The sequence below is a fragment of the Rhizobium sp. SJZ105 genome (assembly GCF_007828365.1).
In the GTDB taxonomy this organism is placed as follows: domain Bacteria; phylum Pseudomonadota; class Alphaproteobacteria; order Rhizobiales; family Rhizobiaceae; genus Agrobacterium; species Agrobacterium tumefaciens.
Genome location: NZ_VIUP01000004.1, coordinates 330386 through 355389, shown reverse-complemented (window position 1 = coordinate 355389; position 25004 = coordinate 330386). Strand labels below are relative to the sequence as shown.

Genomic DNA, 25004 nt, shown 5'->3' with positions numbered 1-25004 from the left:
ATGGATATGCAAACATCGTTTCTCGATCGACTGTTCGAAGAAGGCCTGCTGATTGAAACGGGTGTCGATGGTCTTTACGGACGCAGCGGCCAGTTCGAGGACGTCATTGCCGCATTCGAACGCCTGATCGACCGCACCGGCGGCCCGGACAGTGCAGAGGCGATCCGCTTCCCGCCCGGCATCAACCGCGCCTATTTCGAAAAGAGCGGTTACATGAAAAGCTTCCCGCAGCTTGCGGGCACGGTGCATTCCTTCTGCGGTTGCGAACTTGACCATGTCAGCCTTCTCAAATCCATGGATGAGGGCGGCGACTGGACAAAGGACCAGAAAGCAACCGATATCGTGCTGACGCCGGCCGCTTGCTACCCTCTTTATCCGACCATCGCCAAGCGCGGCGCATTGCCTTCCGGCGGCGGTCTCTACGACATCCAGTCCTATTGTTTCCGCCATGAACCCTCGAAGGACCCGGCACGTCAGCAGCTTTTCCGCATGCGGGAATATGTGCGCATGGGCACGGAGAGTGATGTGACCGAATTCCGCCAGACATGGATGGATCGCGGCGTGGCGATGATGGAAGCCGTGGGCCTTGAAGTGACCATCGACGTGGCCAACGATCCCTTCTTCGGCCGCGCCGGCAAAATGCTCGCCAACAACCAGCGCGACCAGAACCTGAAATTCGAACTGTTGATCCCCGTCACATCCGCCACCAACCCGACGGCCTGCATGAGCTTCAATTACCATCAGGACGCCTTTGGCCAGAAATGGGGATTGAACCTCGACAATGGTGATGTGGCTCACACTGCCTGCGTCGGTTTCGGCCTTGAGCGCATAGCGCTGGCACTTTTTGCGCATCACGGACTGGATGTAAAAACATGGCCCGAAAAGGCCTTGAAAACACTCTGGGGCTAACCATTCATGCGGCAGATTTTCCCCGATCTCGATCCCAAAAATTATGTGCAGCACCCGCTTCATTCTTCGGAAAGAATGTGGCCGGAGACCAATTGCTACATCGACTTGTGGATCGAGGTGCTGGCCTCAAAAAGGTTGCCGCCTGAGGCCATGTTCGGCTTCACACTGACGCAGGATTTCGAAGGCGACCAGTTCACCTTCTTCAAAGTGCCGCTGGAAGATCTGGAAGCACTTTATGGCGTTCGCGCCACCGAACTTGCGATCTTCGACCGGGTGGAAAACCATATCGAAGCGCAGCTGGAGCGCGGTCGCATCTGCCTGATCGAGATGGACAGCTTCTATATGCCCGATACCCACGGGGTGGGCTACCGGAAGGAACATGGCAAGACCACCATCGCCATCAACCGGCTGGACCTCGCAAACCGGGAACTCGATTATTTTCATAATGCCGGCTTTTTCCACCTGTCGGGCGAAGATTTCGACGGCCTTTTCCAGCATCACCTGTCAGAGAGCGAGCCGCCCTTTCTGCCTTATACGGAATTTGCGAAATTCGCAGACAGCAACCCTTCGCCGGCGCATATCCGCAAAACGGCCGAACGGCTGCTGAAGTTTCATTTTTCACGGCGACCATCCGACAATCCGGTCAGGTCTTTTGCAGCCGTGTTTCCGGCTCAGGTCGAGAAGGTGGCAGACCGTCCGTTCGGCTTTTTCCACAAATATGCCTTCAATACGCTGCGCCAGCTCGGCGCCAATTTCGAACTGGCGGCGAGCCACCTCGAATGGCTGGACAAGAGCAAATTTGCTGAAGCGAGAGACCACGCGCTGCGCATATCCGAGGTCGCCAAGACCGTGCAGTTCCAGCTAGCTCGCGCCGTCACACGCCGTAAATTCGACGCGCTCGCCTCGGTGCTCGATCCGGCTGCGGAAGCATGGGATGGTGTGATGGAAGCCCTTGCGGCAAAATTGTCGAACACCAGCGAGGCCGCGTGAGGACTTATCTTCCGCGCGAAAGCGAAAAATTGCTGAGTGAAGGCTGGACGCTGACACTGACGTCCGCCAATGCCTGCGAAACGCCCTCGGAAATTCCCGCAACCCTTGAAAGCCTTCACGTGTCCGTTCCCGGAACAGTGGCGCAAGCTCTGGAACTGGCCGGAAAATTTGACCGTTTCAATCCGACACCATTGAACGACAGGGATGCCTGGTACCGTCTGACGATGATTTCCGACGTTCGGGAGCGGGCGATCCTGCGCTTCGACGGCCTGTCGACGATTGCAGAAATCTTCCTCAACGGCGAACTGATCGCCGCCAGCCAGAGCATGTTCGAAAGGCTGGAAGTGCCGGTTGAATTGACAGGCGCGGACGAACTGTCCATCTGCTTCCGGGCACTTTCGCCAAGGCTCGAAAAAACCGGTCCCCGCGCCCGCTGGCGGCCGCAGATGATGAACACCCAAGGTCTGCGGCTTATCCGCACCACGGCGCTCGGATATATGCCGGGCTGGTGCCCGGAAATCCATGCCGCCGGCCCATGGCGACCGATCAGCCTTATAAGACAGTCAGGCGTGCTTTGCACAGTCCGGTCCTCGCTCGACGAAACCGGGACGGGAACGGTCAACATCGCCCTGGAGGCGAACCACGACATTCCATCCGCACGGCTCACCTGCGCCGGTTACAGCACCGATCTTTCCAGAGGTGAAAACGGCGAATTCTTGGGCGAACTCCGGATACCCGATGTCGAGACTTGGTGGCCGCATACCCACGGCAGACCGGCGCTTCATGAAGTCGTTCTGGAACTGGATGGTAAGCAACACAGGCTCGGGCGCACCGGCTTCAGGCGCGTGGAGGTGGATTACGGCGAAGACGGAAACGGTTTCGGCATCCAGATAAACGGGCACCCCGTTTTCTGCCGGGGCGCAGTCTGGACGACCGCCGACATCGTGCGCCTGCCGGGAACAAGACCGGACTATGAGCCTTGGCTTCGAAAAGCTGCCGAAGCCGGTATGAACATGATCCGCATCGGCGGCACGATGGCCTATGAAACGCCGGAGTTCTTCACGCTGTGCGATGAACTCGGCATCATGGTTTGGCAGGACGCCATGCTTGCCAATTTTGATTATCCAGCAAAGGATGAGGCGCTCAGCCAGCATATCGTTACGGAAATCTCGCAGTTCCTCGAGGCGACCGCCCTTTCCCCTTCGCTGATCGTTTTTTGCGGTGGTAGCGAAATGTACCAGCAGGGCGCGATGCTCGGTCTGCCGGAACAGATATGGAAGGGAACGCTCACCGAGGCAATTTTGCCCAACGTCCTGGCCGAAAAACGGCCAGACGCGGCCTATGTGGCGAATTCCCCTTCAGGCGGCGCCTTGCCCTTCTTCCCCAATGTCGGGGTTGGTCATTATTACGGTGTGGGCGCCTATTGCCGTCCGCTGGAAGATGCCCGCCGGGCCAATCTCCGCTTTGCCGCTGAGTGCCTGGCCTTCGCCAATATTCCCGAACAGGAAACGCTGGACAGACATCTTCCCGCACTGGCGGTGCATGATCCGCGCTGGAAGGCGCGCACGCCACGCGATCGCGGCGCTTCCTGGGATTTCGAGGATATTCGCGACCATTATCTGAAACTGCTTTACGACGTTGAGCCGGACGTGCTGCGTCGGGAGGATGGCGGCCTCTATCTCGACATGTCTCGTGCCGTCACTGCCGAGGTCATGGAAGCAACCTTCGCCGAATGGCGTCGCGACGCGTCCCCTTGCCGGGGCGCCCTGGTCTGGACCTTGCAGGATCTCGTTCCCGGCGCTGGCTGGGGTATCATCGATGCCACCGGCAGACCCAAATCCGTCTGGCATGCGCTGAAAAGAGCGTTTCGTCCCATCCAGGTCAGCCTTTCCGATGAAGGCACCAACGGGCTGGACATTCATGTCATCAACGAAACCGGCGACAACCTTGACGCCATGCTGGAACTGACCTGCCTGCGCGATGGCACGCAACCTGTCGTCCATGCCAAACGGCCGCTCACGCTCTCGCCGCGACAGAGCCAGACCATCGCCGCAACCGATTTGTTCGGCGCCTTTTTCGATACGACCTATGCCTATCGCTTCGGCCCGCCCTCCCATGATGTGACGGTAGCCCGGCTCCGCGATGTCGCGACCGGATCTGTCATCGCAGACGCGTTCCATTTTCCTCTCGGTCGGAAAAAAGCACTGCACGCCGCCAACCTTCAGGTGGGGGTGAGCGAGGCGAACGGCATCTGGTCGCTCGAGATCGGCACGGACCGGCTGGCGCAATCCGTCCATATTACGGCGCAAGATTACCGCGCCTCGGAAAGCTGGTTCCATCTCGCACCCGGTGAAACCAGAAAAATCGACCTTTTGCCGGAGACAGCAACATCCGAAACGCCCCCTTCCGGCGATGTCGTCTCGCTAGGCTCCAGCCGGCGATTTTCCTTTTAGAGCCATCAGCTTCACCGCATCGATGTAGGCTTTTCTGGCCTCCGGCGTTGAAAGATTATGGTCGGCGTCAGGAATAATCGTCAGCGACACATTCCGATAGGCCGACAGGCCCCTGCCATCGGCGTTGAAATAATACCGGAAATGCTCAAGCCCGTCGTCATTGTCGCTGTAAAGCAGGCTGATGGACACATCCCTTGTCTTGAGCTTGTCGAAAGCACCGTAGACGGCACGCCCTTCCTCGCTCCCCCGGCGGGAAAGCCTTGCCGTTTTTATCGAAAGCTTCTTGAGCGTCGCCTTGGCGATATTGCGACCGGCGCTCACCACATCGACATTGCCGCTGACGAGACGCTTGAACGTAGCGCCCTGGCGAAAACGCTGGCTGTATTCCCCAAAGGACCGTGGCGGTTTGTGCAGCGCTTCATCGACCGAGCGGCCTTTCCGCCAGTGGAACACAACCGGATTAACCGCAACCACCCCGCTGATCCGGTCATCGGCAAGCGCGCCATTGAAGGCGAGGTAGGCGCCACTGCAGCGCCCAGCAGCAACGACGGGTCCTTTGTCACGCCGACTGAGAAAATCGAGCGCGGCGGCCACGTCGTCATTCTGCGCCACGTCGTAAAGAACCTGATCGGGCGCGTTTTTGACCGGGGGGCTGTCGGCAATATTGGCCGCGTCGAACCGCAGCGAAGCGATACCCTCCCGTGCGAGCAAACGGGCCGTTTGCACGGAAAGCCTGCCCCAACCCGCATGCCGGTCGTAGGCTGCGCCCAGCAGAAGGACCGAGGAGACCGCCGGCCGATCGTCAGGCTCGCAAAAAACACCGAAAAGCCGGCCGGCTTCGCCAAATTGCACCGGCTGTTCCAGAAAACCGCGACCGCGCTGCGGAGCGTTGACGATGAAATCCTCCTGCGGACCCGCCGCATCCGCGGCATGAGTTTGGGACAGGACCCAATCCCGAATCCGCTTCACCACATCGCCGGGTATTTTCGAGAGTGTGGGACTGGATACGAGATCGTCATATCCCTCAAATTCCGCCTCCCCCACCTCGGCACCAATCGCCGCGAGTTGTTTGGCAAAATCGCTGTCGCTCGCCCGGCCCGGTCTCGACAGCACCAGAATGCTCCGCGCAGGAGCAGTATCAAGCTTTGCAAGATTGACCTTCTTGATAGCATCAGCAACACCCACCGGCATGGCCATGCCCGCAATTGCCCCCGCCTCCGCCATGCGCTGCCCGGGACGAAGACCAAGGCCATCGTCGATCATGGACGACCACATCGCCAGTTCGCGAAGATAGCTCCGACCGGAGACGACGGGCGCCAGAAGCGCCATGGAACCGACGGCCGCCGCATCGGCGAGCGCCTGTATGGCGATCAGACAGCCGAGACCCTGAGCGATGACGACCACCCTGGAACAGCCGGAAAGACGTTTTAGATAATCGAGCGCCGCTCGCGTGTCCGAAAGCCAATCCGCCGCACGGCCGACATCCTCCGGATCGAGCGCATCCCCAGCGCCATGATAGTCGAACCGCAGGCTGGCGACGCCGGCCGCCGCCAGCCGTTCAGCCACAACCCGCTGAAACTTGCGAGTGCACAGTTCCTCCATGCCCCAGGGGCTGACGAAAAGAACCGCATGATCCTGTTTGACCTCTTTGCGCGCCGGGTGAAAAACACCCGTGCATCCTTGAAAAGAAACCGGATGTGCGATCGACCCATCGGATGCAATGCCCGAAAGCGACAACATGTCAGGGGACGGTTCACCGCTTGCACGCTCTGAAATATCTATCGCCATCGACCTTGCAATCACTACGCCTGTGTCGGCTCAACCATTTGCGGGATAACTATACCGGAGCGTCCTAACGTCCTGTTCTACAGTAAAACCAATAACATTAGGGAAGTCTAAAAATGTAGTCGTCTCAATATCGAATGTGGAATGCACGTTACAAAAACAAATATCGGGGATCGTGGGCCAGCCTCGGCACGGGCGCTATTTTGCTCGAAACCGCTTGAATATACTGATAAATAGCGAGTCACATACCTATTTGCAGGAGGGGATCCCGCCACCCGGCAGCCTGACCGTCTTGACACCGCGCAAACCAACACGCCGGGCCCTGCCCGACAGGTCATAGAAGTTTTATATGGAACAAAGCCTTACGCGTTATATCTGGTCGCATACGAAGCGGCAGCAGCTTTTCATTCTGCTGATCGTCGCCCTGTCCATGATCCCCTATTTCCTCGCCTTCGATCTGCCCAAACAGATCGTCAACGGGCCCATTCAGGGAGACGGCTTCGAAGGGGCAAACGCGACACAGCTTTTCATGCATCTCACGGTCGATATTCCCTATTGGGGCACCGTGACGCTCTTCCCCGGGCTCGAACTCAACCGCATGTCGATGCTGATGGCGCTCAGCCTCACCTTCCTTGCGCTTGTCGTCATCAACGGGCTTTTCAAATATTATATCAACACCTTCAAGGGCCGCCTCGGCGAGCGGCTTCTCAGGCGTATCCGTTTCGAACTTATTGATCGGATCCTGCGGTTCCCGCCCACGCATTTCAAGCGGGTCAAGGGTGCTGAAATCTCCAGCATGGTGAAGGACGAGGTCGAACCGCTGGGCGGATTTACCGGCGACGCCTTTGTGCAGCCGGCGCTTCTCGGCGGTCAGGCGCTCTCGGCACTCTTCTTCATTCTCGTGCAGAATTTCTGGCTGGGTCTGATTGCGGCTTTCATGGCCGCCATCCAGGTCGGCATCATCCCCAAAATGCGCCGTCGCCTCATCGAACTCGGGCGCCAGCGGCAGCTAAGCGCACGCCAGCTTGCCGGGCGCATCGGCGAAATGGTCGACGGCATCGGCACCATCCACGCCTATGACACCTCCAATTTCGAGCGTGCCGACGCCTCGCACCGGCTCGGCGACATCTTCAGGATCCGCTACGATCTCTACCAGTGGAAGTTTCTGGTCAAATTCATCAATAACTTCCTCGCGCAGCTCACCCCTTTCTTCTTTTATGCACTGGGCGGTTATCTCACGCTCAAGGGCAGCCTCGATGTCGGGCAGTTGGTTGCCGTCATCAACGCTTATAAGGAACTGCCAGGACCGCTGAAGGAGCTGATCGACTGGGATCAGGCGCGTCAGGATGTTCAGGTAAAATACGAGCAGGTCTTCGAGCAGTTCGATGCGTCGAACATGATCGATGACAAGGTGCAAAAACTGTCACCGGGAGCAGTCGCGGCAATTGCCGCACCGATCGTCGTCAGCAATCTGACGCTGGAAGACGATAGCGGCAGCCGGCTTCTGGAACAGGCATCGTTGAAGATCGAGGCAGGCGAGGTGATCGCCATCGTCGGTGGATCGGGAGCAGAGGCGCTCGCGGATGCTATCGGCCGCACGCTCTGGCCGACCTCCGGCAAGGTGAGCATCAACGACGTCGACATATTGGAATTGCCTGAATCGCTGACGGGCCGGCGCATCTCCTATGTGTCCTCGGACAGCTATTTTTTCCACGCCAGCCTGAAGGACAATCTGCTTTACGGTCTCAAGCATGCACCGCTTGTCGAAAAGCAATACGAAGGTGCAGCGCTGGAACACCGCAAATGGGAGATCCGCGAAGCCAAGCTTGCGGGCAATCCGACGATCGACATCAACAGCGAATGGATCGACTACGCTTCAAGCCCGGCCGGTGACGGCAAGCCGGAAAACCTCATCCAGGCCGTTCTGGCTGTGCTCGACAGCGTGGAACTTTCACAGGATATTCTGGAATTCGCGTTGCGCTCGACGATCGACCCTTTGACCGACCTGCATCTTGCGGCCCGCATTGTGGAACTGCGACATGTCCTGCGCGCCGAACTGGAAAAGGAGAACCTGAGCGGCCTCATTGCTCCGTTTGAGCTGGAGAGCTACAACAGTGAGGCCACCGTGGGCGAGAACCTGTTGTTCGGTACCATGCGCGACTCATCACAGTCGATCAGGACCGTCATAGAAAGCGAATATTTCCGTTCGCTGATGCGCGAAACAGGCCTCGTCAAAACCCTGTTCGAAATGGGGTATACGATTGCCGAAAACATCGTGGAAATCTTCGCCGACCTGCCGGGTGACCACCCCTTCTTCCAGCAGCTCACATTCATGACACCCGACGATGTTCCGGTCTATCAGCAAATGCTGCAGCGTCTTCAGAGCCGGAGTTTCGACGAGGCCAATGAAAGCGAAAGACGCGCGATGCTGCGGCTGAGCTTCTTCTACATTGAGCCCCGGCAGCGTTTTGGCCTTCTGTCACCGGAAATCATGAACCGGATCGTTGAAGTCCGGCACATGTTCCATGAAAACCTGCCGGACAGCTTGAAGAACGTGATCGAAATCTACGATCCGACGAAATACATGAGTGCCACCAGCCTTCTGGACAATATTCTCTTCGGCAAGGTCAGCCATCGTTATACCGACGCATCACGGCGCATCACCCACATCGTGGCCGAGGTCATGCGCAAGCAGGGCGTCTATGAGCGTGTGCTTGCGGTGGGTCTGGATTTCAACCTCGGCGCCGGCGGCAAGCGGCTCGGGCCACTCCAGCGGCAGAAGCTCAATCTCGCAAGGGCGCTCATCCGCAAGTCCGACTATTACGTCTTCAATCGCCCCCTTCCCGGCCTAGATCCGCGGCAACAGGAGGAAATTGTCGAACGGGTCATCACATTCCTGAAACAGAACAATAATAACCCGGCGATCGTGTGGGTTCTGTCGAATGCGACGCTCTCGCGCATGTTCGACCGGGTCATCGTCGTCCATCAGGGCCTTATCAGCGCTGATGGAAGTTACGAGACTCTTGCGCAGGAAAACGGTACATTCAAGGATATGGTCGCAACATAAATCCAAGAAAGTGACCGAGGTGGAACAAGAACAGGGTAAGGCAATGCTTTTCAAAGACGAAATTCAAATGCTGAAACGCGTCCCGTTTTTTTCGGAAATGGAACCGTCGAAGCTCAAACTTCTCGCATTCGCATCCGACCGCGTGTCCTATCACACCGGCGACATGCTGTTCCGGCAGGGAGATGTCGGCGATGCGGCCTACGTCCTTTTGACCGGCAAAGTGGATGTTCTGGTCGATTCTCCGTCGGGCACGTTAAAAGTGGCCGAAATGACCGGCAATGCGATCGTCGGTGAAATCGCCATTCTCTGCGACAGCGTCAGAACAGCAACCGTGCGCGCCTCCACCAACGTGGAAGCCCTGCGTATCGGCAAGGAACAGTTCTTCAAGCTCATGTCCGATTTCCCTGACATTACCATCAAGGTCATGCGCGTTCTTGCCGAACGTCTCACCCAGACGACGACGGAGCTTAGCAAAGCGCGTGCAAACGCGAGAACATGAGCCGCAATTTCTTGCTACCGTGGATGGCGATGTTGGAAAAATAAATGTCGCACCATTGCAATATAAATGAAATGCTGACTGAATAAGGGTAAGGGCCTCCGCCAAAAGAGAGCGGATATAATAATCTGTAGAGACAACGGGCTTCATGGGAGGAAGCGTGCAAGATTCCGTTGTAATCGGGGTGTGTCATGGCGTTCGATTCCGACATCGTAAGTCGGGAAGGTAATAAAGATTTTCGGGTAAAGATCTGGGGTGCGCGGGGAACGCTTCCTGTTTCAGGTGAAAACTTCCGAAAATATGGCGGGAATACCATCTGCATCGAGGTACGATGCGGAGATCATGTTCTTTTGTTCGACGCGGGCTCGGGGTTACACCCTGCTGGTCTGGCGTTGCGGGCGGAAGGTATTACCGACGTCAACCTGTTCTTCTCTCACTGCCATTACGACCACATCGTCGGCTTTCCCTATTTCAAGCCGTTCTACAATAGCTCCAACGATGTCGCCATCTGGTCGGGTCATCTTGCCGGCACCATGACAACGCGGGAAATGCTCAAGGACTTCATGAGCCCGCCATGGTTCCCCGTACCGCTGGAAGTCTGCTGCGCAAAAATGGCAACCCGTGACTTTATGCCGGGCGACGTCCTGAATGTTCATCCGGGCCTCTCGATCCGAACTGGAATGCTCAATCATCCGGGCAACGCCATCGGGTATCGCCTGGACTGGGCGGGAAAGTCATTCGCCATCATCACAGATACGGAACATGAACCGGGCAATATCGACAAGAACGTGCTTGATCTGATCAAGGACGTCGATCTCTTCCTCTACGACGCCATGTTTACCGATGAGGAGATGGGCCTTTATCGCGGTTATGGCCATTCGTCCTGGCAGGAGGCGATCCGCCTTGCCAAACTGGCAGGCGCAAAAAATGTCGGCTTCATCCACCACGCCCCAAGCCGCAGCGACGATGAGCTGGACGATATCGAAAAACAGGCAAAAGCCCAGTTCAGCGGTGCATTCGCGACAATGGACGGCCAGATCATCGACCTCTGATCGCGGTCACCAATCTCGTGTTGCTGGCGTGCGTTTGACGCTTTTTTGAAGCCTGATTTGTATCATGCGGCGAACAGACGTTCGAACACGCACAATTGACCATCGCCGGCCCATTGCTCCACGATATTGCCACGAGATACCCTGCATTAAAGACACCTGAGCACACTTAATGATGATTCTGCGCCAAATGACCGCATGATGGGATTTGCATGATCCGTTTCTTTTCGGAGACCAATTTGAGACGCGCCCGGATCTTGTCCGGCCTCATCATTTTTGCCTTTGTATTTTCCCATCTTTTCAACCATTCGCTCGCTCTCATCTCCATCGATACCGCCGAGCGGGCGCGAAAATGGTTCAGCCTGATCTGGCTCAATCCCGTCAGCAGCCTGCTGTTTTATGGGTCGGTTGTGGTGCACGTCTGTCTTGTCCTGCGCTCGCTTTATCAGCGCCGGACATTGCGCATGCCCCTTCGCGAAGCGCTGCAAGCCATACTTGGCCTGTCGATCCCGTTTTTGATCATCAGCCACGCCGTCAATATTCGCGTGTCGCACATGATCTACAACATCGACGTGGGATATTACTCGGTCGTTCGCCGGCTCTGGATCAACAACCCGATGGCAGGCGCGTGGCAAAGCCTCGCATTGATCGTGATCTGGACCCACGGGTGTATCGGCCTGTTTTTCTGGTTGCGTTATCGGGACTGGTATCCCAAAATTGCCGGGATATTCATGACTGTGGCGGTGATGCTGCCTTTGTTGGCGCTTCTGGGCTTCAGCGATGCCGGCCGCTGGCTGGAGGAGGTGGACAGAAAATACTCACTTCCTCCCGGGCTTGCAGATACCACCGTTCAAAGAGACGACATACCGTTGCAACGGGAGATGGAGACGCGTATCCGTTTCGTTACCGACGCAACGGAAGCGATTTTTGTCGGCGCGGTCATGCTGGTGTTCGTCTTGCGCGGCGTGCGCAGCTGGCGACAGAGATCGACGGCTATCGAAATCCGATATGAGCATGGCGCGCAAGCGCGCGTCCCTGCCGGGCTCAGCATTCTGGAGGCCAGCAGACTGGCGGGCGTACCGCATTATTCCGTATGCGGCGGCAAAGGACGCTGTTCGACCTGCCGGGTCAGGATTGTCGAAAGCAAAGGCCCGCTTCCGCCTCCTGGAGATATCGAACAAACCACTTTGAGGCGCATCCATGCCGATTCAGATGTGCGGCTCGGCTGCCAGTTGCGGCCCACCCAGGATATTGGAATAGCGCTTCTGGTATCGCCGCCCCAACAGAGCGACCTGCCAGCGGATGCGCAACCGGCACGGCCGGGCAAGGAAGAGGAGATCGCCATCCTCTTTTGTGATATCCGCAATTTCACCGCGCTTTCCGAGGCGAAACTGCCATATGACGTCGTGTTTCTTCTAAACCGCTACTTCACCATCGTCGGGCAGGCCGTAGAACAGGCCGGAGGACATCTCGACAAATTCATCGGTGATGGCGCCATGGCTCTTTTCGGACTTGGTGACGATGCAGAAAATGCCTGCCGCAACGCCATGAAGGCCGCCGCTATCATATTGCGGGAGCTTTCAATCCTGAATGAAGGACTGGAAAAACAATTTGCCGTCCGGCTGGAAGTGGTAGTAGGCATCCACGCTGGCCCGACGATAGTCGGCGTCATGGGCTATGGCGCAGCGAAAACCCTGACCGCCATCGGTGACACCGTGAATGTGGCGAGCAGGCTGGAATCCAAGGCCAAGGAATTCGGCGCCGCCATTGTCGTTTCCGAACCCGCCATCATTCAGGCGGGACAGGAGATTGCCGATCTGCGAAGCGAAAAAATCGCCATTCGCGGGAGAAACTCGCAAATGAAAGTTTTCCTGCTCTCGAAAGAAGAGAGCGAGCGTTACCTATAGGGCAATACCGGCGCTCTCGCTGACGGGCCATCCGGCCTCAAATCTTGCGATAGAGAAAATAACGGTCGGTCGGCACGCTTTCCGGCACCGGCAGAGGCTTCAGCATGGGATGATCCAGAGGCAGACCGCTGACCGCAACGCCGCCTTTTGCCAGCATGCCCGCGGCAAGGTTCGGCAGCCATGTCAGGGTAATGGCATCCTTTTCGGGGTAGCCCGTGCCGATATCGGCATGCACCATGGCCGCCTCCACACCGATGAAGGCGGGAGCGGTTTCCGATATTTCACCGATGACGAGATCTTCCTGCGCCGGAACAGAAGAGGCGTGCGCGCCCATGGCCCTGTCGAAGGCAACGATGCGGCGTTGCGGAAACAGTTCGCGCAAATGATTGAACGTGCGCCCGTTTCCGAGGCCTATTTCCATGATCGCACCTTCGTCAGGCAGATCAAGATCGGCCTTGACGTGGTTGAGGATATCGCGCTGCGCGGTCAACCGGCGAATGAAACTGTCCAATCTGCTCATAGTCCGTCCGTTCATGAATTCCGGGCATTTTCAGTAAAAGCGTATGGCGATTTTGCCGGAAATGCCCGGGAGAAGGCGATCAGGCCTTGATGATGTGTTTTGCGGCGATATCCCGACGTGCGAAGACGTTTCGCGTATCGATAATCAGCGGCGACCATTCGCAAAGAGCGGCATAGTCCACACTGTCGTGATCGGTCGCGACCAGAACAGCGTCAAAGGCGCTGACGGTCTGCTTGTCCCAAGCCACGGATTTCATGCCCATCAGGTGGCTATATTCCCGGGTTTTCGGGATTTCTGCCACGTGCGGATCATAATAGGCCGCTTCGCCGCCGCGCTCCTGAATAAGTTCTATGAGTTTCAGCGAAGGACTTTCACGAATATCGGGTACATTCTTCTTGTAGGCGAGACCGACCACCAGCACCTTGGAGCGGCTGAGCGCCTTGCCGGAACGGATGTCGAGGGCTTCCGCAACCCGTCCGATGACATGACGCGGCATGCCGGTGTTGATTTCGCCGGCGAGCTCGATGAACCTCGTCGGCAACTCAAATTCCCGCGATTTCCAGGTGAGATAGAAAGGATCGATCGGTATGCAGTGGCCACCAAGACCCGGGCCGGGATAAAACGGCATGAAACCGAACGGCTTGGTTTTCGCCGCGTCGATCACTTCCCAGATGTCGATGCCCATGGCCTCGTAGACGACCTTGAGTTCATTGACGAGCGCGATATTGACAGCGCGGAAGACGTTTTCGGTGATTTTCACCGCCTCGGCCGTGGCGTTTGTCGAGACCGGAACGATCTTCTTGACCACTGAGCCGTAGAATGCCGCCATCAGTTTTCCGGCAGCCTCACCATCGCCTGCAACGACCTTTGGAATGGTCGAGGTCTCGAAATCGCGATTGCCGGGATCTTCCCGCTCGGGCGAAAAACCGATGAAGAAGTCGACGCCGGAGACAAGTCCGGTACCTTCCAGAATGGTCTTCACAACCCCGTCAGTCGTGCCGGGATAGGTGGTCGATTCCAGCACCACAAGCTGCCCCTTGCGCAGATGCGCGGCAATGTCCCGGCAGGTCTTTTCGACATAGGAGAGGTCCGGCTCGCGATATTTCGTCAGGGGCGTCGGCACGCAAATGGCAATCACATCGCATTCAGCCAGTCTGGAAAAATCAGACGTTGCGATGAAGCCATCATCGCGCCTGACGCTTGCCAGCACCTCGTCCGAAACCGCCTCGATATAGCTGCGACCGGCATCGATCGCGACCATTTTACCGGGATCGATATCGAAACCGACGACCTTGAAACCGGCCTTGGCGATCGTGATGGCTAGCGGCAGACCGACATAGCCAAGGCCGATCACCGCCGCTTTGGCGCTTTTGTTTTCGATGCTGGAAAGCAGGTTCTGGGAAACGACTGGGGAAGTCAAAGCGTGTCACGCTCCGCGCATGTGCAAAAGATGCCTTTCAGTTGGGCAAGAATGGTCAGGCTGTCAAGGCTCGGTCCTCTCAAATTCCAGTTGACGCCAGAGCCATGGGCGACGCACAACCATCCGGATGAGGATCGCTTTTTATTCACCGCTCAAATCGCCCAACCATCCCGTTCCCTCCGGAGACCGGCTGATGGCCCGCCTGCTGATGAAGGCGATGGCGATGGGCGGCCACGATGTTTCCGTCGCTTCCGAGCTGCGCAGCTTTCTCAAACAGGCTGACGATCCGGCGCGGTCCTTACTTGCCGATGCGGCGACGCGCGAAATCGAGACCATCACGGAGCGCTGGCAGCGGGAAGGCGCGCCGGATCTGTGGTTTTGTTATCACCCCTATTACAAGGCCCCGGACTTGCTCGGGCCGGAACTGGGCACACGTTTCGATATTCCCTACGTCACCGCCGAGGCCTCCTATTCCCCAAAGCGCAATGGCATGGGCTGGCAGGCGGTTCAGGACGAGTTACTGGCCGCATTGAACGCTGCCGCCATCAATATCTGCTTCACCGCGCGTGATCGCGACGGGCTTGTCCGCGCCTCTCCCGCACTCCGCTCGGCGATGTTGGCGCCCTTTATCGATGCCAGTAATTTTCTTGAAATTGCTCCGCGCCTCACACCGGGAAAACTCATCACCGTCGCCATGATGCGGGCGGGCGACAAGTTTGACAGCTATCGCGCGCTTCGCGAAGCGCTTGCGCTGTTGCCGCAGGACTTGAACTGGACATTGGATATCATCGGCGACGGGCCGGAACGCGCTGCCGTGCAAGCCATGTTCAGCTCTTTCCCCGATCGCCGTCTTGTCTGGCACGGAGAAAAAACGCAAACGAAATCGCAGAACTTCTTTCAAAAGCATCCGTTTACGTCTGGCCGGGGCATGGCGAAGCCTACGGTCTCGCCTATCTCGAGGCACAGGCTGCGGGCCTGCCCGTTATCGCCGAAGCGGTGGCCGGCGTCCCCGAAGTGGTAAAATCCGGAACCACCGGATTACTGACACCGGAAAATGATACAGCCGCCTATGCTGGAGCAATCGAAACTCTGCTCGGCGATGACAAGCGGCGGGAGGAATTGGCAAGGGCAGCCCGCCAGTTCGTAAAAAATGAACGATCTCTGGAAAACGCCGCAAGAGAACTGAACGATATCCTGTTGCGAGCAAAGGCACGAACATCATGAGTCTGGAAACACTCGTAGCGGCACTGGATGAATGTGGACGACGCGGCATAACGGCCGATCTCTGGCTCAGGGACGACGATGCGGTGGAACCGACACCGGCGCTCGACACGCTGCTCGATCTTTGCAGCAGCTTTTCCGCGCCGGTCACGCTTGCGGTTATCCCCGAGATGACGACGGACAAGCTCGCGCGGCACCTGGATACGACTGACATTGCCCATGTCGCCGTGCATGGCTGGTCCCATACGAACTATGCCACCGAGAAAGAAAAGAAACAGGAACTCGGATCACACCGTGACCTGTCCATCATTCTCGACGAGTTGCAATCCGGGCTGGAAAAACTGAACGATCTGCATGGCAGGCGTTTCGTGCCTATGCTCGTTCCGCCGTGGAACCGCATAGATGCCAATGTGGTGCAGGGACTGGCAGACCTCGGATATCGAGCGCTTTCGGTTTTCGGCCCGGAGAAAGACGCCGTGCCACCTTGCCTGAACACCCATGTCGACGTGATTGACTGGCACGGCAGCCGCGGTGGGCGCGAAGACGACATCCTTTTCGCCGAGACCGCCGCCCGCATCCTGCAGACTGCGGAGCACGGCGGCACGACCGGCATCCTCACCCATCATCTCGTGCATGATGACAACGTCTGGCGTTTTCTGAAACGGCTGTTCGAAATTACCGGCAAACATCCTGCCGCGCGCTGGCGTTCCTCGGCGGAACTCATCAACCAGATATCACCATGACTTCCAGGCAATCAGCAAACCACCCGTCTTGGTGGCAAGTTCGCGCCTGACAGCTTCAACCTCCTGCAACGCGGCGCGATCGGCAAGAGAAGCGGCAACAAACCCCGCCGGCGCAAGGCTGATGCTCCCAGCCCGAGCGATGACGGTAAAGATCAGCGGACCCGTCGACCACCAGGCTGGCGCACGCGGCATTTCCTCAAGAATCCTCGGAAACGCCTCCAGCATCCTGCGGAAGACCGGATGGCCAGCAGGTGTCGCAATGAAAGAGTTGGCAAGAAGCATGCTGCCCTGCCCGGTATCGCGCGGCGTTTCTTCATCGAACGCCGTCAGCCCTACCAGTGGCAGGAAAGCATCGAAACTCGCATCATCCCGCGCCGGATACCAGTCGCAATCAAGATAGATGCCACCAAAACGCTCCAGCACGACATAGCGGGCCACATCGACAGCGCCGGGATAATCGCCGTCTTCCAGCATCGTCCTGAAGACGTTATTCGAAAACACGCCTTCCCGCTCAAGATCGGCCTCCCGCCAGAGGTGATATTCGTAACCATGCGAGGCGGCATGGGCAGCCCAGGCCTTGACCGATACGGGCGGGGCCTTGTCTCCGATCCAAATCTGGTGGATGCGCCTCGGCACGTCCTCCCTGCTTTTCAGATTGATAGCGCGGTGTTCCTCCAGGGAAAAATGCGCATATTTTGCAAGCACCTGCGGCGGCGGAACCAGCGTATATTGATAGCCGATCCTCGCGACCACATCGCCTTCAGCCTTGGCAAGACGCAGCCGTGCCGCATGCAGTCGGCGCGGCAGACCGAGCACTGTCCGTTCACCCATCAGGTGCCCGTCCTTTACTGCAACCAGCGATAAGAGAAGCGCGTGCGCTTCCGCATATTGTCCTTGGTTTTGCAACTGCCGGGCTCTATCCAGCTGGGCATCGTAATATTTCTTGTCGGACATGGATCCTCACCCGGAAACGTTCGTTAACATATCGCCAAACACAAGCCATCAGGCAAGCCATTGCAATTTGGAAGCCGGCTTTGAATTCGCTAAACAATTCGATGTTTCAGAGGCATAGACAGACAACAAACCCTACGATAACGTGCCTTTAAGCCCTCCTGAGCAAATTGTCACAAGACAACGATAAAGAGAGACGGCAAGGAACCCTTTAGCATGAGCGCAGGCGCAGATTTGCTCCGTATTGAAAATCTGCGGGTCTCGTTTTCTCTTATGGGTGGCACGATTGACGCCGTGAGGGGTGCCAGCCTTCGCATTCTTCCGGGAAAAGTGACCGCGCTTGTCGGAGAATCCGGCTCCGGAAAATCCGTCATCGGCCAGACGATCATGGGCATCCACCCCAAGACGGCGCGCGTGAACGGACGCGTGCTGTTTACCGATCCCGCAAATGCCGCAGCCGGCCCCGTCGATCTGCTGCAACTGCCGAAGGACGGCAGGGAAATCCGCGCTATACGCGGAAATCGCATCGGGTTGATTTTTCAGGAACCCATGACGTCTTTTTCGCCGCTGCACACGATCGGCAACCAGATTGACGAAGCGCTGAGAATCCACAGCATCCTGTCGCCGGCCGAGCGCGCGGAAAAAATGTATGAGACGCTCGACCTTGTAGGGTTTTCCAACCCGAAGAAGGTCGTGAACATGTATCCCTTCGAATTGTCGGGCGGCATGCGCCAGCGCGCCATGATCGCCATGGCACTGATCTGTCGCCCCGCGCTTCTGATCGCCGACGAACCGACGACGGCTCTTGATGTAACCATACAGGCGCAAATCCTCAAACTCCTGCGCGATCTCCAGAGCCGGCTGAACATGAGCATGCTGCTCATCACCCACGATCTCGGCGTGGTGGCAAACATCGCCGACGAGGTTGCCGTGATCTATCAGGGCGAGATCATGGAAGCCGGAACGGTCGACGATATTTTCAAGGCACCGAGCCACCCCTATCTCAAGGGCCTGATGGCCGCCGTGCCGCATTTCGACATGAAGCCGGGTGAGAGGCTGAAGGCGCTTCGTGAGATCACCGTCGACCACGAAAGCCTTGTCGGCAAGAAGACCGCCGCAGTGAACAAGACCCCCGGCCCGCTCTTGACCGTGGAGAATATCAGCAAGACCTTCACGACCCGGAAGTCCAGCTGGTTCAGCCGCCGCGATGCCAATGCCACCAAGGCGGTGAACAGCGTCAGTTTTGAAATCCGCCGGGGAGAATGCCTTGGCCTCGTCGGCGAAAGCGGCAGCGGCAAGACAACCGTCAGCAAAATCCTCATGCGCGCCGTTCGCCCGGATGAAGGCTCCGTGACATTTCACCGGCCGCAGGGCGATATCGACGTCCTCAATGCTAGGGACGGCGATCTAAAGGAATTGCGGTCGAAGATACAGATGGTCTTCCAGGACCCGATCTCATCGCTTTCACCGCGCATGACCGTGCGCAATATTTTGAGCGAGCCACTTGAAATCCATGGACGGGGCGATGCGAAATACCGCGCGGAAAAAGTCCGTAATCTCGTCAAGGCAATCGGCCTTGGAGAAAGCGCGCTGAACCGTTATCCGCACAGTTTCTCAGGCGGCCAGAGGCAGCGTATCGGCATTGCCAGAGCCCTGGCGTTGGGTCCCGAACTGCTGATCTGCGACGAACCCGTTTCTGCCCTAGATGTCTCGGTGCAGGCGCAAATCCTCAACCTGCTCAAGGATTTGCAGAAGGACCTCGGACTTACCTACCTCTTCATCTCGCACAATCTGGCGGTGGTGGATTACATGGCGGACCGCGTGGCGGTGATGTGCGAGGGCCGCATCGTCGAGCTGGCGCCGCGGGAAATCATGATGCGCTCTCCGGTTCACCCCTATACAAAATCGTTGCTGGCGGCCGTGCCTTTTCCCGATCTCGACCGTCCGCTCGATTTCCGCACCATCGGCAAGATCAGCGCGACGGGCAAGTTCGACTGGGGCAAGCAATTCCGCGACGAGGGTGACGGCGAAATGATCTCTGCCGATCTTGGCGATGGCCATTTCGTTCTCGCAAATGGCAATGCCGACATCAGGGAGCTTCGCTCGTGATTACGCGCCGCACCACCCTTGCCTTGATGGCCTCCGTCTTTTTGCCGACCTATGCGCGCGCTGCCTATACCGACCCCGCCTACTTCAAGGAAAAGAGGGAAAAAGGTGAGCTGCCTGATATTGCCGAGCGCTTGCCGAAAAACCCGCGCGTCATCGATATGAAGGCGCTCGGCCGGGAGCCCGGAAAACACGGCGGTTCCGTGCGCATGCTGATCGGCGGCCAGCGCGATATCCGGCTTATGCCCATCAGCAACTATGCCCGCCTGGTTGGTTACGACGAAAAATTCGAGCTTCATCCCGACATTCTGGAAAGCTACGACGTTCAGGACGAACGCATCTTCACCTTCAAGCTGCGAGAAGGCCACAAATGGTCCGACGGCAGCGATTTAACCTCCGAGGATTTCCGGTATTTCTGGGAGGATGTTGCTCTCAACAAGGAAATTCACAAGGGCGGCCCGCCAATCGAACTGCTGGTCAACAACAATCCTCCCCAGATCGAAGTCATTGACCGGCTGACGGTGCGCTATACCTGGGAAGGTCCGAACCCCGATTTTCTGGCAAAGCTCGCAGCAGCATCGCCCGCGCGGCTTTTCCTGCCCGCCGCCTATATGAAGCAGTTCCACATCAAATATCAGACCGCGGAAAACCTCGCCAAGCTCATCAAGAAGAACAAGGCGGATGACTGGAGCGGTCTGCATATCAAGATGTCGCGGCAGGTCCGTCCAGAAAATCCCGCTCTGCCGACGCTGGACGCCTGGCGCAATACGACTTCGCCACCGGCCGAACAGTTCGTTTTCGAACGCAATCCCTATTATCACCGTGTCGACGAAAACGGCCTTCAACTGCCCTATCTCGACCGGTTCCTGCTGAACGTCACCTCCTCCGACATCATCTCGGCCAAGACGGCGTCGGGTGACAGCGATCTGCAATATTTCGGCCTCGATTTCGCCGACTACACCTTCCTGAAGGATGCCGAAAAGCGCTTTCCTCTGAAGGTGAACCTCTACAAACGCTCTCAAGGGTCGCGCATTGCGCTTCTGCCCAATCTGAACTGCGCCGATCCTGTATGGCGGAGCTGTTTCCAGGACGTGCGCGTGCGCCGCGCAATGTCGCTCGCTATAAACCGGCACGAAATCAACATGGTCTGCTTTTACGGGCTGGCCAAGGAAAGCGCCGACACCGTCTTGCCGGAAAGCCCGCTTTACCGACCGGAATTTGCCGAGGCCTGGAGTGCCTTCGACCGGGCGATGGCCAACAGGTTGCTTGACGAAGCAGGTCTCGATAAGCGCGACAGCGCCGGCTACCGGCTTCTGCCGGACGGCCGTCCAGCCTATATCATCGTCGAGACCACAGGCGAAAGCACGCTCGAAACGGACGTGATGGAACTGGTCACGGACCACTGGCGGCATATCGGCATTGCGGTTTCGGTCCGCCCGACCCAGCGCGATGTCTTCCGCAAGCGTGCCATGGGCGGCGAGGTGCTGATGTCGGTGTGGATGGGCATGGACAATGGCGTGCCGACCCCCGACATGTTGCCTTCGGGCCTTGCGCCCACCGGCGACGACCAGTTGCAATGGCCGGTCTGGGGCATCCACTATCTGTCCGGCGGGCGCGAGGGCAAGGAGCCTGACCTGCCGGAAGCAGCGCATCTGCTCGATCTCCTGAAAAAATGGCGCCGAAGCGTCACCGAGGAAGAGCGCGAGGCAATCTGGCTGGAAATGCTTGGTATCTACACGCAGCAGGTATTTTCCATCGGCATCGTCAACGGCGCGCTGCAACCCGTCGTCCATGTCAAACGCATGCGAAACGTGCCGGAAAAGGCGCTTTTCGGCTTTGAACCCACATCGTATCTCGGCATCTACATGCCGGATGCCTTCTGGTATGACGGAGACGCCTGATATGCTGCGGTATATTCTCAAGCGCATCCTCGTCATGATCCCAACGCTGATCCTGATCTCGATGCTGGTCTTCACCATCATCGAATTGCCGCCGGGCGATTATTTCGAAAGCTACGTCGCCGAACTGCGCGCCATGGGCGAGACCGCAAACCTTGCCGAAATCGAGGAGTTGCGCGTCCGCTATGGCTTCGACCAGCCGGCGCCGATCCGTTACTTCCGCTGGGCAACCGGCATGCTGGTTGGCGATTTCGGTTATTCTTTCGAATATCAGCTCCCGGTAAACGAGGTTGTGGGAGACCGTCTGTGGTTGACGGTTCTGGTGTCCTTCGTCACCATCATCGTCACCTGGATTCTTGCCTTCCCGATCGGCATCTACTCCGCCACGCACAAATATAGCTGGGGCGACTACGGCCTGACCTTCCTCGGTCTGCTTGGCATCGCCATCCCCAACTTCATGCTGGCGCTGATCCTGATGTATTTCGCCAATATCTGGTTCGGTATCTCCATCGGCCATCTGATGGATCGGGAATATCTGAACCAGGCGATGAGCTGGCCAAAGTTCAAATCGATTCTCGAACATATCTGGATACCCGTCCTCATCATCGGAACGGCGGGCACGGCCGGCATGATCCGCCGCCTGCGCGCCAACCTCTTGGACGAGTTGCAGAAACAATATGTCGTAACCGCCCGTGCCAAGGGGCTTCACCCTTTCAAAGTGCTGATCAAATATCCGCTGCGCATGGCGCTGAATTTCTTCATCTCGGACATCGGCTCGATCCTGCCCGCCATCATATCAGGCGCGGAAATCACCGCCGTCGTGCTGTCACTCGAAACAACCGGTCCGATGCTCATCCGGGCGCTGCAAAGCCAGGACATGTACCTGGCCGGCTCCTTCCTGATGTTCCTTGCTTTCCTCACGGTGATCGGCGTTCTTGTGTCGGATATCGCCCTTGCCATACTTGACCCGAGAATCCGCTTCGGAGGTGGTAACGTCAAATGACTTCATCCATCCCGACATCCGGCGAAGCGCTGCCCCACTACGTTTCGACGGCGCCGTTCGACCCGTCGCTCATCGAACCCAATACGTCCGGAATGGCGGCCTTCAGCAAGGCGTCGCAGCTGCGGCTCATGTGGTGGCAGTTCCGCCAGCACAAGATCGCCGTCTGGTCCGGCGCCTTTCTGGTGGTGCTTTATCTTTCGATCCTGATCAGCGAGTTCCTCGCGCCTTACAATCTTCACACCCGCAATATCGAGCATATCTACGCCCCACCCCAGGCCATTCACCTTTTCAATGACGGAAAATTTGTCGGGCCTTTCGTCTATGGTCGGGAAATGACGCTCGACATGGACAATCTGCGGCGCGTCTACCGGGATGTGCCGACGGATATCCAGCCGCTGCGTTTCTTCTGCAAGGGCGATACCTATCATTTCTGGGGCATGATCGAGGCTAGAACCCACCTCGTATGTCCGGCCGAAGGTGGTGAAATGTTCCTGCTCGGCACCGACCGGCTTGGACGAGACGTGCTGTCGCGAATCATCTACGGCGCGCGCATCTCTCTGACGATCGGCCTTCTCGGTGTCGCCATGAGCTTCGTTCTCGGCATTGTGATCGGCGGACTTGCAGGTTATCGCGGCGGCACTTTCGATCTCATCGTCCAGCGTATCATCGAAGTCCTGCAATCCATTCCGAGCATTCCGCTGTGGCTCGCACTCGCAGCAATCATGCCGGTGACCTGGAGTCCGATCCTCGTCTATCTCGGCATCACCATCATTCTCGGCATGCTGGACTGGACGGGACTGGCGCGCGCCGTGCGCTCCAAATTGCTGGCATTGCGCGAGGAAGACTATGTTTTGGCTGCACAACTGATGGGCGCCGGCACACCGCGCATCATCGGCAGGCACCTTATCCCCGGCTTCATGTCACATCTGATCGCCTCGGCGACGCTGACGATACCGGGCATGATTCTCGGCGAAACCGCGCTGAGCTTCCTTGGTCTCGGCCTCAGGCCGCCGATCACAAGTTGGGGAATTCTGCTCACGGAGGCGCGCAGCGTCAGCGTCATTGCGCTATATCCGTGGCTTCTCATCCCGACGATTCCGGTTGTTCTCGTCATTCTGGCCTTTAATTTCTTCGGTGACGGACTACGTGATGCTGCGGATCCCTTCAGATAAAATGGAACACGCCTTGATAAACTGCTCTTCCGCCATCGCCTTTTTTGGGAAAGGCAAAAAGAGGTGTGGCCGATGACCTCCCGTCTGAACGACGCACGCATCCTCATGTACAGCCACGATTCCTTCGGCCTCGGACATTTGCGGCGCTGTCGCACGATCGCTCACGCGCTGGTGGAGGATTATCGCGGCCTCAACGTGCTTATCATTTCGGGCGCGACTATCGCCGGCGCCTTCGATTATCGCGCTCGTGTCGATTTCGTGAAAATCCCGAGCGTCATCAAGCTGCGCAACGGCGAATACACCTCCATGGACCGGCATATCGATCTTCAGGAAACACTGAAGATGCGCCGCTCCATCATCTATCACACTGCCGAAAGCTTCCAGCCGGATATCTTCATCGTCGACAAGGAGCCCATGGGTCTTCGTGGCGAGGTGGAGGAAACGCTTGCGTATCTCAAGGGACAGGGAACCAAGCTTGTCATCGGCCTGCGTGACGTCATGGATGCACCGCAGCTGCTTGAAGCGGAGTGGAAGCGCAATGACGTGATGACCAAGATCGGCAAGTTCTATGACCACGTCTGGATTTATGGCCCGCCGGATTTCCACGACCCCTTGACGGGGCTCGACGTTCCCCAGACCGTTCGCGACAAGATGGATTTCGTCGGCTTCCTGCAACGCTCCAAAACGCAGGCGGAAACCGTGGCGCACCGGCCGGAGGGCGACTATCTTCTCATCACCACTGGCGGCGGCGGTGACGGCAGCGAATTGATCGATGACGTCATCAACGCCTACCGTCATGATAGCGAACTGACGCACAAGGCGCTCGTGGTGCTCGGCCCTTACATGCCGGCAGACCAGCGCCAGCGATTCATGAGCAGTGTTGCCGATATTCCGTACATCGAGATCATCGAATTCGACAACCGCATGGAAGACCTCGTTGCCGGCGCTCAGGCCGTCGTGTCGATGGGCGGCTACAACACAGTCTGCGAGATATTGTCGTTCGACAAGCCTGCCCTCGTCGTGCCGCGCACGGTGCCGAGGGAGGAGCAGCTTATCCGCGCAAGCCGCGCGTCGGAGCTCGGCCTTTTCGACATGCTTTTACCTGAGGATGCCGAGAATCCGGCAAAAATGGCGGCAGCTCTTAAAGCGCTGCCGAATCGCGCGCCGCCTTCCGTCAATTCGCAGGACTTGAAGCTCGATGGTCTGGAAAACATTTCGAAACGGATAGCCGAATGGCTGCCGCCCGAGGGCGACAAGGTGCCAATAACGCTGACAGCGTAACCGGCTCCCCGACAACCACCGCTTCAAAAGAGA

General features: G+C 57.7%; 17 protein-coding genes and 1 pseudogene. 14 read left to right on the top strand and 4 right to left on the bottom strand.

Annotated elements, in window-relative coordinates; genetic code table 11:
• From FB593_RS16500 to FB593_RS16490, 3 genes are read left to right on the top strand one after another with little or no spacing between them, the layout of a single operon-like run.
• Positions 1 to 909 carry an amino acid--[acyl-carrier-protein] ligase gene (locus tag FB593_RS16500; RefSeq protein WP_013636844.1) on the top strand — a complete coding sequence of 303 codons (909 nt, stop codon included), beginning with the start codon at positions 1 to 3 and terminating at the stop codon, positions 907 to 909.
• 6 nt (positions 910 to 915) lie between these two features.
• Entirely contained in the window at positions 916 to 1899 is a 984-nt protein-coding gene (locus tag FB593_RS16495) for a DUF1839 family protein (RefSeq protein WP_112290050.1), read from the top strand.
• Positions 1896 to 4352, top strand: coding sequence for a glycoside hydrolase family 2 protein (locus tag FB593_RS16490; RefSeq protein ID WP_112290052.1), 2457 nt, complete (start codon positions 1896 to 1898; stop codon positions 4350 to 4352). Before FB593_RS16495 ends, FB593_RS16490 begins: the two co-directional genes overlap by 4 nt.
• Here FB593_RS16490 and FB593_RS16485 read toward each other — a convergent pair.
• Positions 4323 to 6140 (bottom strand): serine aminopeptidase domain-containing protein, encoded by a 1818-nt coding sequence (locus tag FB593_RS16485; RefSeq protein WP_113473871.1) that lies wholly within the window; start codon positions 6138 to 6140, stop codon positions 4323 to 4325. The genes FB593_RS16490 and FB593_RS16485 overlap by 30 nt on opposite strands.
• A gap of 346 nt (positions 6141 to 6486) precedes the next feature.
• On the opposite strand from FB593_RS16485, the gene FB593_RS16480 reads away from it, so the two are divergent.
• From FB593_RS16480 to FB593_RS16465, 4 genes are all read left to right on the top strand, one after another.
• Positions 6487 to 9204: an ABC transporter ATP-binding protein gene (locus FB593_RS16480; RefSeq protein ID WP_003516808.1), complete on the top strand. Its 2718-nt coding sequence runs from the start codon at positions 6487 to 6489 to the stop codon at positions 9202 to 9204.
• Between the two features lie 43 nt (positions 9205 to 9247).
• Positions 9248 to 9703 carry a cyclic nucleotide-binding domain-containing protein gene (locus FB593_RS16475; RefSeq protein WP_003516807.1) on the top strand — a complete coding sequence of 152 codons (456 nt, stop codon included), beginning with the start codon at positions 9248 to 9250 and terminating at the stop codon, positions 9701 to 9703.
• A gap of 188 nt (positions 9704 to 9891) precedes the next feature.
• The gene (locus FB593_RS16470) at positions 9892 to 10752 is read left to right on the top strand and encodes an MBL fold metallo-hydrolase (protein ID WP_065688652.1); all 861 of its coding nucleotides are present in this window, start codon (positions 9892 to 9894) and stop codon (positions 10750 to 10752) included.
• Between the two features lie 209 nt (positions 10753 to 10961).
• Positions 10962 to 12656, top strand: a complete 1695-nt coding sequence (locus tag FB593_RS16465; RefSeq protein WP_003516805.1) for an adenylate/guanylate cyclase domain-containing protein — start codon at positions 10962 to 10964, stop codon at positions 12654 to 12656.
• A 37-nt stretch (positions 12657 to 12693) separates the two neighbouring features.
• Here the strand turns inward: FB593_RS16465 and FB593_RS16460 are convergent, their stop codons facing one another.
• Positions 12694 to 13176 (bottom strand): class I SAM-dependent methyltransferase, encoded by a 483-nt coding sequence (locus tag FB593_RS16460; RefSeq protein ID WP_025594502.1) that lies wholly within the window; start codon positions 13174 to 13176, stop codon positions 12694 to 12696.
• Positions 13177 to 13255: 79 nt separating this feature from the next.
• On the bottom strand, positions 13256 to 14596 hold the full coding sequence (locus tag FB593_RS16455; protein WP_186447932.1) for a nucleotide sugar dehydrogenase: 1341 nt from the start codon (positions 14594 to 14596) through the stop codon (positions 13256 to 13258).
• A 127-nt stretch (positions 14597 to 14723) separates the two neighbouring features.
• Between FB593_RS16455 and FB593_RS16450 the strand changes: the two are divergent.
• Positions 14724 to 15820: pseudogene (locus FB593_RS16450) on the top strand (glycosyltransferase family 4 protein).
• The gene (locus tag FB593_RS16445; protein WP_145166752.1) at positions 15817 to 16560 is read left to right on the top strand and encodes a polysaccharide deacetylase family protein; all 744 of its coding nucleotides are present in this window, start codon (positions 15817 to 15819) and stop codon (positions 16558 to 16560) included. Before FB593_RS16450 ends, FB593_RS16445 begins: the two are co-directional and overlap by 4 nt.
• Here FB593_RS16445 and FB593_RS16440 read toward each other — a convergent pair.
• The gene (locus FB593_RS16440; protein WP_162696129.1) at positions 16552 to 17514 is read right to left on the bottom strand and encodes a glycosyltransferase family 32 protein; all 963 of its coding nucleotides are present in this window, start codon (positions 17512 to 17514) and stop codon (positions 16552 to 16554) included. The genes FB593_RS16445 and FB593_RS16440 overlap by 9 nt on opposite strands.
• 213 nt (positions 17515 to 17727) lie before the next feature.
• On the opposite strand from FB593_RS16440, the gene FB593_RS16435 reads away from it, so the two are divergent.
• The 5 genes from FB593_RS16435 to FB593_RS16415 all read left to right on the top strand — a co-directional run bounded on the left by FB593_RS16435 (position 17728) and on the right by FB593_RS16415 (position 24971).
• Positions 17728 to 19620: an ABC transporter ATP-binding protein gene (locus FB593_RS16435; RefSeq protein ID WP_025594512.1), complete on the top strand. Its 1893-nt coding sequence runs from the start codon at positions 17728 to 17730 to the stop codon at positions 19618 to 19620.
• Complete coding sequence (locus tag FB593_RS16430) at positions 19617 to 21518, top strand: ABC transporter substrate-binding protein (RefSeq protein ID WP_019566081.1); 1902 nt, start codon at positions 19617 to 19619, stop codon at positions 21516 to 21518. Before FB593_RS16435 ends, FB593_RS16430 begins: the two co-directional genes overlap by 4 nt.
• 1 nt (position 21519) lies before the next feature.
• Entirely contained in the window at positions 21520 to 22518 is a 999-nt protein-coding gene (locus FB593_RS16425) for an ABC transporter permease (RefSeq protein ID WP_003516797.1), read from the top strand.
• Positions 22515 to 23690, top strand: coding sequence for an ABC transporter permease (locus FB593_RS16420; protein ID WP_003516796.1), 1176 nt, complete (start codon positions 22515 to 22517; stop codon positions 23688 to 23690). The genes FB593_RS16425 and FB593_RS16420 overlap by 4 nt, the downstream gene beginning before the upstream one ends.
• A gap of 72 nt (positions 23691 to 23762) precedes the next feature.
• A complete protein-coding gene (locus tag FB593_RS16415; RefSeq protein WP_003516795.1) occupies positions 23763 to 24971 on the top strand; it encodes a glycosyltransferase family protein in 1209 nt (402 codons plus the stop codon).
• Positions 24972 to 25004: the final 33 nt, after the last annotated feature.